The organism is Streptomyces sp. NPDC091376, from assembly GCF_044757085.1.
Taxonomy (GTDB): Bacteria; Actinomycetota; Actinomycetes; order Streptomycetales; family Streptomycetaceae; genus Streptomyces; species Streptomyces pratisoli.
The window spans coordinates 833,782-846,191 of sequence record NZ_JBIVUF010000001.1 but is presented as its reverse complement, the minus strand read 5'-3'; the positions used below and the strand labels follow the sequence as shown (position 1 = coordinate 846,191).

Genomic DNA, 12,410 nt, shown 5'->3' with positions numbered 1-12,410 from the left:
TCAGCCTTCCAGACCCTCCGGGCGCCCGTCGACCCGGCGCGGAAGCCCGAGCGGGTTCTCGTCGCGCAGCTCGGCCGGGAGCAGCGCGGGCGGCGTCGACTGGTAGGTGACCGGGCGCAGCCAGCGCTCGATCGCGGTGCCGCCGACCGAGGTCGAGGTGGAGGTCGTGGCCGGGTAGGGGCCGCCGTGGTGCTGGGCGGGGGCGACGGCGACTCCGGTCGGCCAGCCGTCGACGAGGACCCGGCCGGCGAGCGGGGTCAGCGAGGCGAGCAGCTCCGCCGCGGGGCCGGCCGCCTCGTCCTCGGAGATGTGCAGCGTGGCGGTGAGATTGCCGGGCAGCCGGGCGAGGACGGCCCCGATCTCGTCGGTGGCGGCGTAGCGGGCGACGACGGTCACCGGGCCGAAGCACTCCTCCAGCAGCAGATCGTGCGCCCCTTCGGCGGCCAGCCGCCGCGCGGGTACGGTCAGGAAGCCCGCGCTGACGGTGTGCTCCCCTCCCGCGCCGGGGGTGACGGGTGCCTCGACGCCGTCGAGCGCGGCCCGCTCGGTGACGCCGGCGACGAACGCGTCCCGCATCCGGTGGTCGAGCATGACGCCGGGCTCGGTCTCGCTCACCGCCGCCGTCAGCGACTTCAGCAGCCGGTCGCCCGCGTCGCCCTCGGGGGCGAGGACGAATCCGGGCTTGGTGCAGAACTGCCCCTCCCCCAGGGTCATCGAGCCGGCCAGGCCGTTGCCGATGGCCTCCGCGCGTTCGGCGGCCGCGGCCTCGGTGATCACCACCGGGTTGAGGGAGCCGAGTTCACCGTGGAAGGGGATGGGCGCGGGACGGGCGGCGGCCGCGTCGAAGAGGGCGCGCCCGCCGCGTACCGAACCGGTGAAACCGGCGGCCGCGACCAGCGGGTGGCGTACGAGTTCCACACCCGCGTCGAAGCCGTGGACCAGGGCGACGACGTCCTCGGGCAGCCCGACCTGCTGGGCGGCCCTGCGCAGCACCGCCGCGCACAGCTCGGAGGTGGCCGGATGGTCCGGGTGGGCCTTGACGACGACGGGGCAGCCCGCGGCGAGGGCGCTCGCGGTGTCCCCGCCCGGCACGGAGAAGGCGAGCGGGAAGTTGCTCGCGGAGTAGACGGCGACGACACCGAGCGGGATCTTCCAGCGGCGCAGATCGGGCCACGGAGGGGTGCGTCCGGCGTCGGCGTGGTCGATGCGGATGTCGAGGAAGGCACCTTCCTCGACGACGTCGGCGAAGGCCCGCAACTGGGCGGTGGTCCTGGCGAGTTCTCCGGTCAGCCGCACCGGACCGAGGGCGGTCTCGGCGTCGGCCGCCTCGATGACGTGCTCGCCCGCCTCGTCGAGGAGGTCCGCGGCGGTGCGCAGGAGGGCCGCGCGGACCGTACGGTCGGCGAGGGCGGGCCGTGCGGCGTCCGCGGCCCGTACCGCCCGGTCGACCTCCTCTGCTGTGGCCTCGACCGCAACCTGCTCACGCGGCTTCCCGGTTCGGGGGTCCACACTCCAGACTGGTGCTGCTCCCACCGCGGCTTCCTTCCCGGAGTTGTTCGGTATTCTGAACAGAGTTCCCGATGATGAATGTGTGATGACGTGGGGACTCTATTTCCGGGCGTTCTGCGCGGTCAAGAAGGGTGGAGGGCCATGGCAACTGCCGAGCAGGGTGGGGCTCAGGTCAAGTCCGCGGTGCGGACGGTGGAGTTGCTCGAGTACTTCGCGGGCCGGCCCGGTATGCATTCGCTCGCCGCCGTCCAGGAGGCCGTCGGCTACCCCAAGTCCAGCCTGTACATGCTGCTGCGCACCCTGGTCGAGCTGGGCTGGGTGGAGACCGACGCGACGGGCACGCGGTACGGGATCGGCGTGCGGGCGCTGCTCGTCGGCACGTCGTACATCGACGGTGACGAGGTCGTCGCGGCGGCCCGGCCCACGCTGGACCGGCTCTCGGACGACACCACCGAGACGATCCACCTGGCCCGTCTCGACGGCACGAACGTCGTGTACCTCGCCACCCGGCAGTCGCAGCACTATCTGCGCCCCTTCACCCGCGTCGGTCGCCGGCTGCCCGCGCACTCCACCTCGCTGGGCAAGGCACTGCTGGCCACCCACAGCGACGAGCAGGTCCGCAAGATGCTGCCGCAGACGCTGCCCGCGCTCACCGAGCACACCATCACCGACCGGGAGCGGCTCATCGACGAGCTGCGGCAGATCCGCGAGCAGGGCTACGCCGTGGACCGCGAGGAGAACACGCTCGGGCTGCGCTGCTTCGGCGTCGCCATCCCGTACCGCACCCCGGCGCGGGACGCGATCAGCTGCTCGGTGCCGGTGGCCCGGCTGACGCCGGGACACGAGCAGATGATCAAGGACGCGCTGTTCGACGCGCGGGACCGGCTCACCCTCGCCACCCGGAGGCTCTGATGCGGATCGCCCTGCGCGAGGTCCGCAAGCCGGACCTCGATTACTTCTTCACGCTGATGCAGGACCCCGAAAGCGGCCGCATGGCCGCGTTCACCGCCGAGGACCCGGGCGACCGGGCCCGCTTCGACGCCCACTGGGAGCGGATCCTCGGCACGGACGACGTCAATCGCACCGTGCTCGTCGACGGCGCCCCGGCCGGCCACGCCGCCGTCTACGGACCGCCCGGGGAGCGCGAGGTGACGTACTGGATCGACCGTGCCCACTGGGGACGCGGGGTGGCCACGGCCGCGCTGCGCGAACTGCTCGTCCTCGTGGCGGAACGTCCGCTGTACGCGCGCGCCGCCGCCGACAACGCGGGCTCACTGCGCGTCCTGGCCAAGTGTGGCTTCACCGTCACGGGCCGTGACCGTGGGTTCGCCCATGCGCGGGGCGAGGAGACCGAGGAGTTCGTCCTCCGGCTCGACGGCTGATCTCCCACGGTGCCGGATGAGGATTCCCTGAGAATCCCGGCAGAACGGAACGGAAGCCTCCGGGCGCCTCGTCCTTTTCAGGGATGAACAAGACGATCAGGCGCGCCGCGGTCTTCAGCCTGCTCCTGGTGCTCGCCCTGCTGGTGCGGGCCACCTGGGTGCAGGGATACAAGGCCGAGGCCCTCGCGGACGACAAGCACAACCGGCGGAACACCATCGCGCAGTACGCGCAGCCGCTCGGTGACATCGTCGTGGCCGGCTCCCCGGTCACGGGCTCGAAGAGAACGGAGGGCAGCGATCTCGCGTACAAGCGCACGTACACGAACGGCGAGCTGTACGCGCCGGTCACCGGCTACAGCTCACAGGCGTACGGCGCCACGCAGCTGGAGGGCATCTACAGCGACGTCCTCGACGGCACCGACAACCGGCTGAAGAACCCGCTGGACGTGCTCACCGGAAAGCAGGCGCAGTCCGGTGACGTGCTCACCACCATCGACCCGGCCGTGCAGAAGGCCGGTTTCGAGGCGCTCGGCGACAACAAGGGCGCGGCGGTCGCCATCGATCCCGGCACCGGCAGGATCCTCGGCGTGGTGAGCACCCCGTCGTACGATCCGTCGAAGATCAGCGGGACCACCGACGGCGACGCCTGGAAGCGGCTCTCCGGCGACGAGGACCAGCCCATGGTCAACCGGGCCCTCCGGCAGCCGCTGCCGCCCGGCTCGACGTTCAAGCTGGTGGTCGCGGCGGCGGCGCTGGAGGACGGGCTCTACTCGTCGGTGGACGAACGGACCGACAGCCCCCAGCCCTACACGCTCCCGAACACCCGGACCGTGCTCGAGAACGAGAACAAGTCCGCGCCCTGTCGCAACGCCACGATCCGCACCGCGCTGCAGTACTCCTGCAACAACGTCTTCGGGAAGTTGGCCGCGGATCTGGGCAAGGAGAAGGTCCGGGCCATGGCGGAGAAGTTCGGCTTCAACGACGCCGAACAGGACGTTCCCGTGCGCGCCTCGAAGAGTGTGTACCCGGAGAACATGGACTCGGCGCAGACGGCGTTGACGGGCATCGGCCAGTTCGAGGTCACGGCCACCCCGCTGCAGATGGCGATGGTGTCCGCGGCCCTGGCCAATGATGGCCTCATGGCGTCCCCGCACATGGTCTCCAAGGTCGTCGACGCGGACGGCAACACGCTGCAGAGCTACGAGGACTCCGACACCGAGCGGATCGTGTCCTCGGCCACGGCGGAGCAGCTGCGCAGCGCCATGGTCACGGTCGTCGAGGACGGCACGGGCACCAACGCCCGCATCAGCGGCGCCGAGGTGGGCGGCAAGACGGGCACGGCCCAGCACGGCGAGAACAACAGCAAGACGCCGTACGCCTGGTTCACCTCGTACGCCAAGGACGGATCGACGGGCAAGGAGGTGGCGGTCGCGGTGATCATCGAGGACTCCGGGGCGGCACGCTCCGAGGTCAGCGGCAACGGGCTGGCGGCGCCGATCGCTCAGAAGATGATGAAGGCGGCGCTCGGATAGACCCCCGGTCGCGGACCGGAGCGGGGCACACGGTATGCAGGGTCGTTCAAGCCTCAACTCACCGTGTGCATGGAGGACTTCGTGCAGCTGCTGCCCCGCTCCCCGTCCGGCTGGACCATGGCCGTCTTCGGCGCGCTCGCCGCCGTCATGGGCGTGGTGGGGCTGGTCGCCCCGGGCACTCTGCTCACCGCCATGGGCTTCGAGCCCATACCGGACTCGGCGCGCGCGGAAGGCGACCACACACCGGTCTTTCTGACCGCCTCGTCCATGGCGGCGCTCAACATGGGCGTGTACTACGTCCTGGCCGCGCTCTCCGACTGGAGACCCTTCTTCCGCTGGACGGTCCCGTTCCGCCTGCTGACCTGCACGGTCTTCACCGTGGCCGTGATCAGCGGGCGGGCACCCTCCGGCTTCCTGGGTGTGGGCCTGTGGGAGGGCCTGGGCGCGCTGGCGACGGGCCTGGCCCTCCGTCACGAGGCGGGACGCCGCGCCGCCTGACACGGACGCCGCGCTGCTCCACGCGGACGCCGCGCTACTTGACGCCGATCAGCTGCTCGATCGGTTCGACGGCGAAGTACACGGCGAACAGCCCCGCCGTGGCCCACAGCAGCCAGTGCACCTCGCGCGCCTTGCCGAGCACCGTCTGCAGGACCACGTACGCGAGGAATCCGGCGCCGATGCCGTTGGTGATGGAGTAGGTGAAGGGCATCACGGCGATCGTCAGGAACGCGGGGATGGCGATCTCGTACCGCTGCCAGTCGATGTGGCGGACCTGTGTCATCAGCAGGAAGCCCACCACGACCAGCGCGGGGGCGGCGGCCTGGGCGGGGACGACCGTGGCCAGCGGCGTGAGGAAGAGGGCGAGTCCGAAGAGAGCGCCCGTGACCACACTGGCGAGGCCGGTACGGGCGCCCTCGCCGACGCCGGCGGCCGATTCGATGTAGGAGGTGGCGGAGGAGGCGGAGGCCACGCCGCCCGCCGCGGCCGCCGCGCCGTCGATGAGCAGGACGCGGCCCAGGTTCGGGACGTCGCCCTTCTCGTCCAGCAGCCCGGCCTCGTTGGAGACGCCGACGACCGTGCCCATGGTGTCGAAGAAGTCGCTCAGGACGAGGGTGAAGACGAGCAGGACGATGGTGATGGCACTGACCTGACCGAAGGCTCCGAAGAGGCTGAAGGAGCCGACGAGTCCGAAGTCCGGGGCCGCCACGACGTCCCCGGGGACGGTGGGAACGGTCAGGCCCCAGGCGAGCGGGGCGATGTCGGCCACCTCGTTGATGACGATGGCGAGGACCGTCATGGCGACGATGGAGAGGAGGATCGCGCCGCGCACCTTGCGGGTGACCAGCGAGATGGTGAGCAGGACACCCAGGCAGAAGACGAGCACCGGCCAGCCGGACAGCTGCCCCTGGGCGCCGAGCTGCACAGGAACGGAGCCGGTCTCGCCGGGGATGCGGGTCACGAAGCCCGCGTCGACGAAGCCGATGAAGGCGATGAAGAGTCCGATACCGACGCTGATCGCCTGCTTCAGCTGCTGCGGGATGGCGTGCATGACGGCCTCGCGCAGCCCGGTGACGACGAGTACGCAGATGACGACGCCCTCGATGACCACCAGACCCATCGCGTCGGGCCAGCTCATCAGCGGCGCGATCTGGTACGCGACGACGGCGTTGAGGCCGAGCCCGACCGCGATGGCGAGCGGCAGATTGCCGCCCAGGCCCATGATCGCGGTCATCACGGCCGCCACGAGGGCGGTGACGGTGACCAGTTGGGGCCCGGAGAGATGGGCGCCGAACTTGTCCTCGGCGCCGCCGAGGATGATCGGGTTGAGGACGAGAATATAGGCCATCGTGAAGAACGTGGCGAAACCGCCTCGTACCTCGCGACCGAAGGTCGATCCCCGTTCACTTATTCGGAAGTATCGGTCGACAGCGTTCCGTTGCTGTGATTCCGGCATGGGCTCTCCTCGGCGGGTGACGGTTCCGCGCGGTGTCGGACGGCTGGATTGTGCCCGCCGAGGAGGCCTTTCAGGTTTTCGTCACGTTACTTGACCAGGCTGTTACCCGACCTCGGGTGTTACTTCACCCCGGCCCACCGCTTGATCGTGGCGATCGCCTGCTCCTGCTGCTCGGCGGGCAGCTTGCCGATCGAGGCGCCGTGGTTCGCCCCCGGGACGACGAAGCGGTACGAGTCGTGGCGGCTCGGGGTGAACTTCTCCGCGCTCCAGGGGTCGTTCTCGCCGTAGATGAACATCATCCGCTCACCGCGCGTCGTGACCCAGCGGTCGACGTCGGCCATGGCCTCGTTGCTGTACGAGCCGCGCATCGCCGCGGGCAGCACCGAGTTCGGCTGGTAGATGTCCGGGTGGTGGCGCACGTCCTTGAGGTGCTTGAACTTCAGGTCGGCCCAGCCGAGCTGGGTCGCGGCCTGCCGGTAGTAGGGCCCGGATCCGTTCGTGCCGAGCGTCTCGTCCTGGTAGACGCTGAAGCCGTGCTGCTTCGACCACTCGTACAGCTCGTCGTCACCGACGGCCTCGGCGTCGGGCACGGTGGCGCAGTTCTCGGCCGTGTCGCTCTGCCAGAAGTTCCACACCTGGTCGAGGACGGCGAACTCGTAGGCCCGGTCGGTGGTGCCGAGAGTCTCCTCGAAGGTGTCGCCGTTCTTCACGGCGTCCGCCTCGAACTTGGGCAGCAGACGCTCGCGGCGCACCAGCATCTCGCGCTGTACGGCGTTGAGCGCGTCCCGGCACTCCTCGGTGCCGACCGTGCGGAAGAACCGCTCGTAGGTCGAGTCGTCCCGGTTGTCGGCGTCGTTGGGGGCGACGAAGGCCACGACCGCGTCGAGGTCCTGCGGATAGAAGCGCTCGTGGTATGTGGCCGTCATGCCGCCCTTGCTGCCACCGGTCCCCAGCCACTTGCCCTTCTCGATACGACGCAGTGCCTGGGTGATGCGGTGCTCGTCGCTCGCCTCCTGCTGGATCGTCATCCTGGACCAGTCGTCCCCGGCCGGGCCCGCGGGCCGGGAGTCCGCGAAGTAGCGGTGCTCGACGCTGATCTGGTTGGCGTCGATGAGGCGGGTGAGGGAAGCGATGCCCGTGGGGAGGGTGTAGCCGCCGGTGTAGAACACGGTCGGCCGGTCGGTGGACTTGTGCCACAGCGTCAGACGCTGGGTGAAGGTGCCGCGGCGCGGGTTGCGATGATCGACGGGCTGGGCGTACGTCAGTGTGTAGTACGGGTGTCCCTCACGGTCCACGACCGAGACGACCGTCATGCCCGGGATGCGTTCCAGCCGTTCGCGTACGTCCTCGGCGGCGCTCGCCCCGGCCTTGGCGGAGGCGGCCGGGCCGGCCGCGGACGCGGGCACGGCTCCGGCCAGGATCGCCGTACCGGAGACCAGCCCGGCGCACAGAAGCGCGGTTATCCCCTTGTTGCGCACAGTGTTTCCCCTCGTACATGAGTGACGGGTGGTGCGCGGGATGTTACGGCGTAGGGAGCCATCGCACCGGAAAGTACGGCAACTGCCCCATCCGGCCGACCGGTTGCCGCTGCCACGATGCCCGCGGGATCGACGGGATCGGCGGGATCCGACGGACGGGACCTGAGGAGGGAGCGACGGTGGCTGCCGGAACGGTCGGAGTGCTGCGGGACCGCAATGCGGCGCTGTGGGTGTCGGGACTGCTCGTGTCGGGGTTCGGCACGACGGCGATGTGGCTGGTCTCCGGTATCTGGGTGAAGTCGCTGACGGGGTCGGACAGTCTGGCGGCGCTGACGGTGTTCGCGATGTGGGCGCCCGCGCTCGCCGGACCGCTGCTGGGCACGCTCGCCGACCGGGTGCGCAGACGGCCGCTGCTGATCGCGGTCAACGCCGCGATGGCGGTGCTGCTGCCGGCGCTGCTGCTGCTCGACTCGGCGGACCGCGTGTGGCTGCTGTTCGGTGTCCTCGTCGTGTACGGGGCCGCCGGGGTGGTCCAGGACGCGGCGGAGACGGCACTGGTGGCGGGCGCCGTCGACCGGCGGCTGCTCGGCGACCTCAACGGGCTGCGGATGACGGTGAACGAGAGCACGAAACTGATCGCTCCGCTCGCCGCGGCCGGGCTGTTCGCCCGGTTCGGCGGGGCCTCGGTGGCACTGCTGGACGCGGCGACGTTCGCGCTGGCGGCAGGGATCTTCGCGCTGCTCAGGGTGCGGGAGGAGAAGCCGGCCCGGTCCCGGTACGCGTGGGCGGACACGGCCGAGGTCGCCCGCGCGCTGTGGCGCTCCCCCGTGCTGCGGCCGCTGCTGGCGGCCGGCGGGGCCACGATGCTGCTGGCCGGACTGAACGGGGCGCTGCTGTTCGCGGTCGTGGACCGCGTGCTCGGGCACGCCCCGGCGTTCGTCGGGGTGCTGTACGCGGTGCAGGGCGCGGGTTCCCTGGTCGCCGGGCTGCTGGCCGGGCCGTTGCTGCGGAGGCTGCCGGAGCGGGTGTTCGCGGCGGCGGGCACCGGGCTGTTCGCGGTGGCGGTGGGGCTGCGGTCACTGCCGTACGACGCGGTGGCGCTGGTGTGCGCCGGAGCGGTCGGGCTGGGGCTGCCGTGTGTGCTCGTCGCGGCGACGACGGCGGTACAGCGCGAGACACCGGACGCGGTGCTCGGCCGTACCGCCGCCACCGCCCAGTCCCTCCTGTTCGTACCCAACGCGCTGGCACTGGCCCTGGGCGCGGGGCTGGTCGCGGTGGTGGAGGTACGGGTGCTGCTGGTGGCGGTCGGGGTGCTGGGCCTGGTGACGGCGGCAGCCCTGGCGGGCCTCAGCCGAGGCCGGACAGCGCTCGCCTGACCGCCGCCAGATCCTGGTCGGACGCCAGACCCGCGTGGTACAGCCGCAGTTCGTTCGCACCGAGCGATGCGGCGTCGGCCGCGTCGGCCGCGAGGGTGCCGGGACTGCCGCCCATACCGCCGACCACCGTGAGGTTCGCGGCGATCACGGAGGTGGCCGAGGCGTGCCGGGCGAACGGGGACAGCAGCCCTGCACCGCCGGTGCAGGGCACGACCACGCCGTCGGCGAGGCCCAGGACGTGCGCCGGGTCGACCCCGGCGTTGGCACCGCAGTGGTACGCGACCGGGTCGGCGTGCAGCAGCACCTGGAAACCGTCCGGCGCGGCGGCCCGAACCGCCGCGACCACCGCCTCCTGAAGGGTGCGGGCGGTACGCGTGCGGAACTCCAGGGTGAGCGCGGCCGGTTCGGCCCCAAGCAACTTCTCCACCGGGATGTCGGCGGGCGCGCTCCCCCGCCACACCGGCTCCAGTGCCTCCCGCACCGCCGCGCTCAGCGCTCCGGGCTCCACGCCCCGGGCGGCGTAGCCCTCGCCGCAGGCGGGACAGAAGCACAGCGACATCGCGTACTGGGCGGCGTCGCCGAGTCCGACGCCCGCGATCTTGTCGTGGGCGTGCAGATGGGCGAGGCCGTACCAGCCGCAGGATTCGAGTTCGGTGCCGCGCGCCCCCGGCCTGACCGCCGCCTCCGCGGCGAGGTCCAGCAGATACGCGCGGACGGCGGGCTGGGCGATGCAGGGTGCCCAGGGGTAGCGGTCCCCGTAGGCGTTGACGACGGACGTGCCGGGATGTTCTGAGCCGAGGCGGGAGTTGTGCGCGAGGACGACCCAGGTGTGCACGTCGAGCCCGGCGGCGGCGAGGGCTTCGGCGGCCTCCCCGTACGCGTCGCCGGGCGCCCATGCCCCGGCCGGGTACGGGTGCGGTGTCCGCCCGGCCCAGCGGCTCACGTCCGGCGGGTAGAGCACGGCCGCGTGCTCGGCGGTGACGACGCGGTGGCGGGGATGGCGAGGAGTGAGGGCCCTGGTGGAGTGGTAGGCGGCGGCGAGGGTGACCTGGCCGACGCCGAGGCCGGCGATCCGCTCGGCGGCGCCGGGGTCGCCGTTGACGTCCCAGGGGTAGACGAAGGCGCCGGTCCTCATTCGGCGGCTCCGTCCCCGAGGAGGGCGTAGCCGCGCCCGATGATGTCGGCCAGTTCCTTGATGTGGTCGGCGGACGGCTCGCTCAGCGGCGGCCGTACCTCTCCGACGTCCTGTCCGCGCAGTCGTACCGCGGCCTTGACGAGCGAGACGGCGTAACCGTTGCGGGAGGCGCGCAGTTCGACGAGCGGCCGGTAGAAGCCGTCCAGCAGCCGTTCGGCCGTCGCGTCGTCACCGCTCATGAGCGCGCGGTGGAAGGCGAGGGCGATCTCGGGGGCGAAGCAGAAGACGGCGGAGGAGTAGAGGGTGATGCCGATGCCGCGGTAGGCGAGGCCGGTGAGCTCGGCGGTGGGCAGTCCGTTGAAGTAGAGGAAGTCACGGCCGGGGGCGTCCGTGCGTACGGCGCTGACGATGCGCTGCATCAGATCGAGGTCGCCGTATCCGTCCTTGAGGCCGATGATGCCGTCGACCTTGGCGAGTTCGACGACGGTCTCGGGGGTGAAGACGGCGTTGTCGCGCTGGTAGACGATGACGCCGAGCCCGGTGGCGGCGGCGAGCGCCGCGTAGTGGCGCAGCAGTCCGGCCTGGTCTGCGACGACGAGGTACGGCGGCATGGCGAGGATCCCGTCGGCGCCCGCCTCCTCGGCGAGTCTCGCGTACCGGACGGCGAGGGCCGTGCCGTAGCCGGCGCCCGCGACGACGGGGACGCGGCCGGCGGTCTCCTCGACGGCGGCGGCGACACAGTCGCGGAACTCCTCCGGGGTCAGCGCGTGGAACTCTCCGGTGCCGCAGCAGGCGAAGACCGCCGCGGCTCCGGCCTCGACCCCGGCGCGCACATGGGCGCGGAAGGCGTCGAGGTCGAGAGCGCCGTCCGGTCCGTAGGCGGTGACGGGGAAGAACAGCGGTCCGGTGCCGCTGGTGAGCCGGGCGGCGAGCGGGGCTGAGGTCACGGGCGCTCCCTTGGCCATGCACCGAGCCATCAGCTCGTGCATCATTCTGATCGGCGTCTATATTTCTGAACAACTCACGCTAGGGCAGCCGCTCGGCCGAGGTCAAGCGGGGAAACCGTCGCTCAGGGGCGTAGTTGACACTCTGCACGGCACTTGACGGTGCCGCGACCGCTCCTTAGCGTGTCCACGCATGTGAATGCCGCCTAGAGGCCACGATCTGAGTCGCGTCGAGGAGAACCGATCCATGCCCGCACCCCGCACCCTCCTGCTCACCGGCGCGGCCGGCGGCCTCGGCACCCTGATGCGGGGACTGCTGCCCGCGTACGGCTACGAGCTCCGTCTCTTCGACATGACCTCGATCGAGGGGGAGCCCGGGGCGATCACCGCCGACCTCGCCGACAGGGACGCGCTGCGCGAAGCCGTCCGGGGTGTCGACGCGATCGTCCACCTCGCGGGCATCTCCCTGGAGGCCTCCTTCGACAAGATCCTCCGCGCCAACATCGAAGGCACGTACAACCTCTACGAGGCGGCCAGGGCGGAAGGTGTCCGGCGCGTCGTCTTCGCCTCGAGCAACCACGCCGTCGGTTTCACCCCGCGCCCGCGCGAGGGCACACCCGTCGGTGCGGCCGGGCTGATCCCGGTCGACACGCCCCACCGTCCCGACACCTACTACGGCCTGTCCAAGTGCTTCGGCGAGGACCTCGCCCAGCTCTACTGGGACCAGCACGGCATCGAGACCGTGTCCGTCAGGATCGGCTCCTGCTTCATGGAGCCCACCACCGTGCGGATGCTCTCCGTCTGGCTGAGCCCGGGCGACGGCGCCCGCCTCTTCCACGCGGCGCTCACCGCACAGGACGTCGGCCACACCGTCGTGTACGGCTCCTCGGCGAACACGCGCCTGTGGTGGGACCTGTCGACGGCGCGGGGGCTCGGGTTCGAGCCGCAGGACGACTCGGAGCAGTTCGCGGAGAAGCTCGTCGCCGAGCAGGGCGAACTGGACCCGGCGAACCGGGACCACGCATATCTGGGCGGACAGTTCGTGACGAATCCGCCCCGCTGGCCGCACTGAGGCGGTGTGCCGCACGCGGTCGTCGCGG

Annotated in this window: 11 protein-coding genes; 6 read left to right on the top strand and 5 right to left on the bottom strand. The window is 71.2% G+C overall.

Features of this window, described 5'->3' with window-relative positions:
• A complete protein-coding gene (locus ACIQMR_RS03745; RefSeq protein ID WP_401382420.1) occupies nucleotides 1–1,533 on the bottom strand; it encodes an aldehyde dehydrogenase (NADP(+)) in 1,533 nt (510 codons plus the stop codon).
• Nucleotides 1,534–1,650: 117 nt separating this feature from the next.
• Here ACIQMR_RS03745 and ACIQMR_RS03740 point away from each other — a divergent pair, with 117 nt between their 5' ends.
• The 4 genes from ACIQMR_RS03740 to ACIQMR_RS03725 all read left to right on the top strand — a co-directional run bounded on the left by ACIQMR_RS03740 (nucleotide 1,651) and on the right by ACIQMR_RS03725 (nucleotide 4,921).
• Nucleotides 1,651–2,421 carry an IclR family transcriptional regulator gene (locus ACIQMR_RS03740; protein ID WP_401382417.1) on the top strand — a complete coding sequence of 257 codons (771 nt, stop codon included), beginning with the start codon at nucleotides 1,651–1,653 and terminating at the stop codon, nucleotides 2,419–2,421.
• The gene (locus ACIQMR_RS03735) at nucleotides 2,421–2,891 is read left to right on the top strand and encodes a GNAT family N-acetyltransferase (protein ID WP_401382415.1); all 471 of its coding nucleotides are present in this window, start codon (nucleotides 2,421–2,423) and stop codon (nucleotides 2,889–2,891) included. The genes ACIQMR_RS03740 and ACIQMR_RS03735 overlap by 1 nt, the downstream gene beginning before the upstream one ends.
• 83 nt (nucleotides 2,892–2,974) lie before the next feature.
• Entirely contained in the window at nucleotides 2,975–4,423 is a 1,449-nt protein-coding gene (locus tag ACIQMR_RS03730) for a peptidoglycan D,D-transpeptidase FtsI family protein (RefSeq protein WP_401382413.1), read from the top strand.
• Between the two features lie 69 nt (nucleotides 4,424–4,492).
• The gene (locus ACIQMR_RS03725) at nucleotides 4,493–4,921 is read left to right on the top strand and encodes a hypothetical protein (RefSeq protein ID WP_401382410.1); all 429 of its coding nucleotides are present in this window, start codon (nucleotides 4,493–4,495) and stop codon (nucleotides 4,919–4,921) included.
• A gap of 34 nt (nucleotides 4,922–4,955) precedes the next feature.
• On the opposite strand, the gene ACIQMR_RS03720 is transcribed toward ACIQMR_RS03725, so the two are convergent.
• Both ACIQMR_RS03720 and ACIQMR_RS03715 read right to left on the bottom strand, forming a co-directional pair.
• Nucleotides 4,956–6,377, bottom strand: coding sequence for an NCS2 family permease (locus tag ACIQMR_RS03720; protein WP_401382408.1), 1,422 nt, complete (start codon nucleotides 6,375–6,377; stop codon nucleotides 4,956–4,958).
• A 119-nt stretch (nucleotides 6,378–6,496) separates the two neighbouring features.
• A complete protein-coding gene (locus tag ACIQMR_RS03715) occupies nucleotides 6,497–7,855 on the bottom strand; it encodes a S28 family serine protease (RefSeq protein WP_401382406.1) in 1,359 nt (452 codons plus the stop codon).
• Nucleotides 7,856–8,034: 179 nt separating this feature from the next.
• On the opposite strand from ACIQMR_RS03715, the gene ACIQMR_RS03710 reads away from it, so the two are divergent.
• Nucleotides 8,035–9,231 (top strand): MFS transporter, encoded by a 1,197-nt coding sequence (locus ACIQMR_RS03710; protein WP_401382403.1) that lies wholly within the window; start codon nucleotides 8,035–8,037, stop codon nucleotides 9,229–9,231.
• On the opposite strand, the gene ACIQMR_RS03705 is transcribed toward ACIQMR_RS03710, so the two are convergent.
• Both ACIQMR_RS03705 and ACIQMR_RS03700 read right to left on the bottom strand, forming a co-directional pair.
• Nucleotides 9,203–10,366, bottom strand: coding sequence for a hypothetical protein (locus ACIQMR_RS03705; protein ID WP_401382400.1), 1,164 nt, complete (start codon nucleotides 10,364–10,366; stop codon nucleotides 9,203–9,205). The genes ACIQMR_RS03710 and ACIQMR_RS03705 overlap by 29 nt on opposite strands.
• Entirely contained in the window at nucleotides 10,363–11,313 is a 951-nt protein-coding gene (locus ACIQMR_RS03700; protein WP_401382397.1) for a 5-dehydro-4-deoxyglucarate dehydratase, read from the bottom strand. The genes ACIQMR_RS03705 and ACIQMR_RS03700 overlap by 4 nt, the downstream gene beginning before the upstream one ends.
• Before the next feature lie 244 nt (nucleotides 11,314–11,557).
• Here ACIQMR_RS03700 and ACIQMR_RS03695 point away from each other — a divergent pair, with 244 nt between their 5' ends.
• Nucleotides 11,558–12,382, top strand: coding sequence for an NAD-dependent epimerase/dehydratase family protein (locus ACIQMR_RS03695; RefSeq protein ID WP_401382395.1), 825 nt, complete (start codon nucleotides 11,558–11,560; stop codon nucleotides 12,380–12,382).
• The last annotated feature ends 28 nt before the right edge of the window (nucleotides 12,383–12,410 follow it).